The following is a 5,857-nucleotide window of genomic DNA, read 5'->3' as shown; positions in this document are numbered from 1 at the left end:
GGCTAATATGGCCGGCTCGCTTCGAGGAAAAGCCTTCGGGTTTGGACGAAAAAGCGGCGTCAACCACCTGATCAAAAAGGTGTTGACGGCAAGAAAAAAGCCGCTATGATGGGCGGCTCGGTTCGACGAAAAGCCCTCGGGTTTGAAGGCGAGCCAGCGTCAACCGCCTCGAAATGAGGTGTTGACGGAAACAAAAAGCCCGCTATAATGGGCGGCTCACTCGGACGGAAACGTCGGGGCGAAAAAGGGAAAGGCGCTGAGGCCGGCCCCGAGGTTCTTTGACAGTGTGCGCAGGTAACTTGTGAGGACGCCTGCAGGTGGAAGATCTGTCCATCTTGCAGACGTTCGAATCAAGAGCAACAAATCAATTGCTTTGCAAGCGATACGTAGCTTGGTTTGAACTCTGCATATCAAAGCTTTTGCCTTCGGGCATGTAGTTTTAAGTGAAGAGTTTGATCCTGGCTCAGAGTGAACGCTGGCGGCAGGCCTAACACATGCAAGTCGAACGGCAGCACAGGAGAGCTTGCTCTCTGGGTGGCGAGTGGCGGACGGGTGAGGAATACATCGGAATCTACCTTTTCGTGGGGGATAACGTAGGGAAACTTACGCTAATACCGCATACGACCTTAGGGTGAAAGCGGAGGACCTTCGGGCTTCGCGCGGATAGATGAGCCGATGTCGGATTAGCTAGTTGGCGGGGTAAAGGCCCACCAAGGCGACGATCCGTAGCTGGTCTGAGAGGATGATCAGCCACACTGGAACTGAGACACGGTCCAGACTCCTACGGGAGGCAGCAGTGGGGAATATTGGACAATGGGCGCAAGCCTGATCCAGCCATGCCGCGTGGGTGAAGAAGGCCTTCGGGTTGTAAAGCCCTTTTGTTGGGAAAGAAAAGCAGTCGGTTAATACCCGATTGTTCTGACGGTACCCAAAGAATAAGCACCGGCTAACTTCGTGCCAGCAGCCGCGGTAATACGAAGGGTGCAAGCGTTACTCGGAATTACTGGGCGTAAAGCGTGCGTAGGTGGTTGTTTAAGTCCGTTGTGAAAGCCCTGGGCTCAACCTGGGAATTGCAGTGGATACTGGGCAACTAGAGTGTGGTAGAGGATGGCGGAATTCCCGGTGTAGCAGTGAAATGCGTAGAGATCGGGAGGAACATCTGTGGCGAAGGCGGCCATCTGGACCAACACTGACACTGAGGCACGAAAGCGTGGGGAGCAAACAGGATTAGATACCCTGGTAGTCCACGCCCTAAACGATGCGAACTGGATGTTGGGTGCAACTTGGCACGCAGTATCGAAGCTAACGCGTTAAGTTCGCCGCCTGGGGAGTACGGTCGCAAGACTGAAACTCAAAGGAATTGACGGGGGCCCGCACAAGCGGTGGAGTATGTGGTTTAATTCGATGCAACGCGAAGAACCTTACCTGGTCTTGACATCCACGGAACTTTCCAGAGATGGATTGGTGCCTTCGGGAACCGTGAGACAGGTGCTGCATGGCTGTCGTCAGCTCGTGTCGTGAGATGTTGGGTTAAGTCCCGCAACGAGCGCAACCCTTGTCCTTAGTTGCCAGCACGTAATGGTGGGAACTCTAAGGAGACCGCCGGTGACAAACCGGAGGAAGGTGGGGATGACGTCAAGTCATCATGGCCCTTACGACCAGGGCTACACACGTACTACAATGGTGGGGACAGAGGGCTGCAAGCCGGCGACGGTAAGCCAATCCCAGAAACCCCATCTCAGTCCGGATTGGAGTCTGCAACTCGACTCCATGAAGTCGGAATCGCTAGTAATCGCAGATCAGCATTGCTGCGGTGAATACGTTCCCGGGCCTTGTACACACCGCCCGTCACACCATGGGAGTTTGTTGCACCAGAAGCAGGTAGCTTAACCTTCGGGAGGGCGCTTGCCACGGTGTGGCCGATGACTGGGGTGAAGTCGTAACAAGGTAGCCGTATCGGAAGGTGCGGCTGGATCACCTCCTTTTGAGCATGACAGCTTCATCTGTCAGGCGTCCTCACAAGTAACCTGCATTCAGAGAGTTCCGCCACAGGGCGGAGCACCCCGAAATACCGGGGCCATAGCTCAGCTGGGAGAGCACCTGCTTTGCAAGCAGGGGGTCGTCGGTTCGATCCCGACTGGCTCCACCACTGACGAAGACTTTGGGTCTGTAGCTCAGGTGGTTAGAGCGCACCCCTGATAAGGGTGAGGTCGGTGGTTCGAGTCCTCCCAGACCCACCACTCTGAATGTATCGCACACTAAGAATTTAGATGCTCGGCGTTGAGGCCGTAGCGTTGTTCTTTAATAATTTGTGATGTAGCGAGCGTTTGAGAACACACTTCTCGACGTGTCGTTGTGGCTAAGGCGGGGACCTCGAGTCCCTAGAAATTGAGTCGTTATAGTTCGCGTCCAGGCTTTGTACCCCTGGACTGAATATGACCTTGAGGCAACTTGAGGTTATATGGTCAAGCGAATAAGCGCACACGGTGGATGCCTTGGCGGTCAGAGGCGATGAAGGACGTGGCAGCCTGCGAAAAGTGTCGGGGAGCTGGCAACAAGCTTTGATCCGGCAATGTCCGAATGGGGAAACCCACTGCTTCGGCAGTATCCTGCAGTGAATACATAGCTGCTGGAAGCGAACCCGGTGAACTGAAATATCTAAGTAACCGGAGGAAAAGAAATCAACCGAGATTCCCTAAGTAGTGACGAGCGAACGGGGACTAGCCCTTAAGCTGGTATGGTTTTAGAAAAACAACCTGGAAAGGTTGGCCATAGAAGGTGATAGCCCTGTATTTGAAAGGGCCATACCAGTGAAGACGAGTAGGGCGGGGCACGTGAAACCCTGTCTGAACATGGGGGGACCATCCTCCAAGGCTAAATACTCCTGACCGACCGATAGTGAACCAGTACCGTGAGGGAAAGGCGAAAAGAACCCCGGAGAGGGGAGTGAAATAGATCCTGAAACCGTGTGCGTACAAGCAGTAGGAGCTCGCAAGAGTGACTGCGTACCTTTTGTATAATGGGTCAGCGACTTACTGTTCGTGGCAAGCTTAACCGTATAGGGGAGGCGAAGGGAAACCGAGTCTGATAAGGGCGCATAGTCGCGGGCAGTAGACCCGAAACCGGGTGATCTAGTCATGCCCAGGGTGAAGGTCAGGTAACACTGACTGGAGGCCCGAACCCACTCCCGTTGCAAAGGTAGGGGATGAGGTGTGATTAGGAGTGAAAAGCTAATCGAACCCGGAGATAGCTGGTTCTCCTCGAAAGCTATTTAGGTAGCGCCTCATATGTATCCTCTCGGGGGTAGAGCACTGTTATGGCTAGGGGGTCATCGCGACTTACCAAACCATTGCAAACTCCGAATACCGAGACGGACTGTATGGGAGACACACGGCGGGTGCTAACGTCCGTCGTGAAAAGGGAAACAACCCAGACCCACAGCTAAGGTCCCAAATTCACTGCTAAGTGGAAAACGATGTGGAAAGGCATAGACAGCCAGGAGGTTGGCTTAGAAGCAGCCACCCTTTAAAGAAAGCGTAATAGCTCACTGGTCGAGTCGGTCTGCGCGGAAGATTTAACGGGGCTAAGCAGTGAACCGAAGCTTGGGGTGCATCGCGATAAGCGATGCGCGGTAGAGGAGCGTTCCGTAAGCCTGCGAAGGTGGATTGAGAAGTCTGCTGGAGGTATCGGAAGTGCGAATGCTGACATGAGTAACGACAATGCGGGTGAAAAACCCGCACGCCGAAAGCCCAAGGTTTCCTTGCGCAACGTTAATCGGCGCAGGGTGAGTCGGCCCCTAAGGCGAGGGCGAAAGCCGTAGTCGATGGGAAGCAGGTTAATATTCCTGCACCTCGCGTAAGTGCGATGGAGGGACGGAGAAGGTTAGGTGTACCGGGCGTTGGTTGTCCCGGGGAAAGGCGGTAGGTTTGGATCTTTGGCAAATCCGGGATCCTTTAAGACCGAGCACCGAGACGAGTCTTTTAGACGAAGTCACTGATACCACGCTTCCAGGAAAAGCTCCTAAGCTTCAGCTTACGCAGACCGTACCGTAAACCGACACAGGTGGGTAGGATGAGAATTCTCAGGCGCTTGAGAGAACTCGGGTGAAGGAACTAGGCAACATGGCACCGTAACTTCGGGAGAAGGTGCACCCTTTTTGGTGGCTCGTGCGAGCTATAGCTGAAGAGGGTCGCAGAAACCAGGCCGCTGCGACTGTTTATCAAAAACACAGCACTCTGCAAACACGAAAGTGGACGTATAGGGTGTGACGCCTGCCCGGTGCTGGAAGGTTAATTGATGGGGTCAGCCGCAAGGCGAAGCTCTTGATCGAAGCCCCAGTAAACGGCGGCCGTAACTATAACGGTCCTAAGGTAGCGAAATTCCTTGTCGGGTAAGTTCCGACCTGCACGAATGGCGTAACGACAGCGGCGCTGTCTCCACCCGAGACTCAGTGAAATTGAAATCGCTGTGAAGATGCAGCGTTCCCGTGGCAAGACGGAAAGACCCCGTGAACCTTTACTATAGCTTTACACTGAACGTTGAGTTCGTCTGTGTAGGATAGGTGGGAGGCTATGAAACTGTGGCGCTAGCTGCAGTGGAGCCATCCTTGAAATACCACCCTGTCGTGCTTGACGTTCTAACCTAGGTCCGTAATCCGGATCGGGGACCGTGTATGGTGGGTAGTTTGACTGGGGCGGTCTCCTCCTAAAGAGTAACGGAGGAGCACGAAGGTACGCTCAGCGCGGTCGGACATCGCGCACTGTGTGCAAAGGCATAAGCGTGCTTGACTGCAAGATCGACGGATCAAGCAGGTACGAAAGTAGGTCTTAGTGATCCGGTGGTTCTGTATGGAAGGGCCATCGCTCAACGGATAAAAGGTACTCCGGGGATAACAGGCTGATACCGCCCAAGAGTTCATATCGACGGCGGTGTTTGGCACCTCGATGTCGGCTCATCACATCCTGGGGCTGTAGTCGGTCCCAAGGGTATGGCTGTTCGCCATTTAAAGTGGTACGCGAGCTGGGTTCAGAACGTCGTGAGACAGTTCGGTCCCTATCTGCCATGGGCGTTGGAGATTTGAGAGGGGCTGCTCCTAGTACGAGAGGACCGGAGTGGACGAACCTCTGGTGTTCCGGTTGTCACGCCAGTGGCATTGCCGGGTAGCTATGTTCGGAAGCGATAACCGCTGAAAGCATCTAAGCGGGAAGCGCGCCTCAAGATGAGATCTCCCGGGACACAAGTCCCCTAAAGGAACCATGTAGACTACGTGGTTGATAGGTCAGGTGTGTAAGTGCAGCAATGCATTGAGCTAACTGATACTAATGATCCGTGCGGCTTGACCATATAACCTCAAGATGCTTCCTCGAAGCATCCCTTAGCGCGACACACGTCGATCGCTCTCACTCGCTCGCTACATCACACCCCATGAGAGGCTGGCGCCCTGCCGTCCTCGGTCCAACAACCGAGAACACGCACGCGGCGACACTCCAACCGTCTCCCTGGTGAAATTAGCGCTGTGGAACCACCCGATCCCATCCCGAACTCGGAAGTGAAACGCAGCTGCGCCGATGGTAGTGTGGCTCAAGCCATGCGAGAGTAGGTCATCGCCAGGGGCTTTACCCCAAATCCCCGTCCCACAAGGACGGGGATTTTTTATTGCGCGTGCGAAAAACCAACACGACGCGCCCAGGCGATGGAAGGCCGGGCGCACGCCCCGTGGCGACATGCCGCCCAGGTGCTGCGCGCCGTACCCTCACCCCAACCCCTCTCCCGGCGGGAGAGGGGCTCGGTTGTTCCTTCTCCCATCGGGAGAAGGTGCCCCGCAGGGGCGGATGAGGGGGCGGGCGAAGCCTCGCAA

General features: G+C 55.0%; 2 tRNA genes and 3 rRNA genes. All 5 read left to right on the top strand.

The window, feature by feature from the left end:
- Window positions 1-440 precede the first annotated feature (440 nt).
- Window positions 441-1,985 (top strand): 16S ribosomal RNA (locus SLW56_RS20730).
- A gap of 88 nt (window positions 1,986-2,073) precedes the next feature.
- Window positions 2,074-2,149, top strand: a tRNA-Ala gene (locus SLW56_RS20725).
- A gap of 14 nt (window positions 2,150-2,163) precedes the next feature.
- Window positions 2,164-2,240, top strand: a tRNA-Ile gene (locus SLW56_RS20720).
- Between the two features lie 223 nt (window positions 2,241-2,463).
- Window positions 2,464-5,343, top strand: a 23S ribosomal RNA gene (locus SLW56_RS20715).
- A gap of 154 nt (window positions 5,344-5,497) precedes the next feature.
- Window positions 5,498-5,612, top strand: a 5S ribosomal RNA gene (rrf, locus tag SLW56_RS20710).
- Together the 16S, 23S and 5S rRNA genes with 2 tRNA genes alongside form the textbook arrangement of a ribosomal RNA operon.
- Window positions 5,613-5,857 lie beyond the last annotated feature (245 nt).

Origin of the sequence: Xanthomonas sp. LF07-6 (assembly GCF_034105445.1) — a bacterium.
Taxonomy (GTDB): Bacteria; Pseudomonadota; Gammaproteobacteria; order Xanthomonadales; family Xanthomonadaceae; genus Xanthomonas_A; species Xanthomonas_A sontii.
The sequence above is the reverse complement of the archived record's forward strand: the minus strand, read 5'-3'. Positions and strand labels throughout refer to the sequence as shown.